Below are 973 nucleotides of genomic sequence, written 5' to 3'. Positions count from 1 at the left end.
CTTAGGTGTTCTAGATGCTCATCTCTCAGAAGAGAATGTACACATAAGTCATCCATGTATATTTCTAGAAACAACCTTAAGTATTCTTTGAAAGCATGCGTCATCAGCCTCTGGAAGGTTGCGGGAGCATTGGTTAGACCAAAAGGCATAACCCGATAAGCATAAATTCCCCACTCCGTTGCAAAAGCTGTTTTATGTTGATCTTCCGGTGCTATGGCTAGCTGGTTATATCCTGAAAAACCATCAAGAAAGGAGTATGTTGTTTTCCCTGATACACGCTCTAAAACATGATCAGTTATCGGCAGGGGATAATTGTCCCTGATTGTTGCAGCATTCACTTTCTTTAAGTTGACACACACTCGAAGTTTTCCGTTCTTCTTGGGTACCACCACAATCGGAGATACCCAATCGGTGTGTTCAATCTCGTATATGAATTCAGCTTCCATTAGCTTATCTATCTCTTCCTTGATTCGCTTAGCAAAAGTATCATTATATGTGTATGGTCTCTGTCTGCTAGGCTTTGCGTCTTGTTTCAGTGGGATTGAGTGTTGGCATATCGATGGGTCAACTCCCTTTAAGTCCTTATAAGACCATGCAAACACATCCCTATACTCTCTGAGAAGACTCAAAAGTCTCTCTTCCTCGCCTGGAGACAAATCTGTGGCTATGTAGACCGGTCTAGGTGGCTCACCTGGAGCTGCTAAATCAACTTTTTTTGCATCCTCCGGTCCGTCATAAGATTCTTTCTCCTTCCTCTCTCGAATAGGTGGGGTTAATATCACCTTCCTATTCTCTATTGTGAATTTCCTATAGTGAGAGGGAACATCCATGTTTTCCTTGATTTTGACGTTTTCGTCCTCTCCGCTCTCAATTTCTGTCGTCCAAACTTTCTTCAGAGTTTTCTTGAGCTCTCTGTACTTGTTTCTACGTTCTAACTTGGACTCCGTGTATTCTCTGTTGCGCTTGTTCTTTT

1 protein-coding gene is annotated in these 973 nt (G+C 42.2%); it reads right to left on the bottom strand.

Annotated features, from left to right (window positions below; all coding sequences use genetic code 11):
• Window positions 1-973: reverse transcriptase family protein (locus tag DD606_RS25635; RefSeq protein ID WP_139158405.1), on the bottom strand; the 973-nt coding region annotated here is incomplete at both ends.

This window comes from Enterobacter cloacae complex sp. GF14B (assembly GCF_004136805.1).
GTDB lineage: Bacteria > Pseudomonadota > Gammaproteobacteria > Enterobacterales > Enterobacteriaceae > Enterobacter > Enterobacter hormaechei_C.
This window is presented reverse-complemented; position numbering and strand designations above follow the sequence as displayed.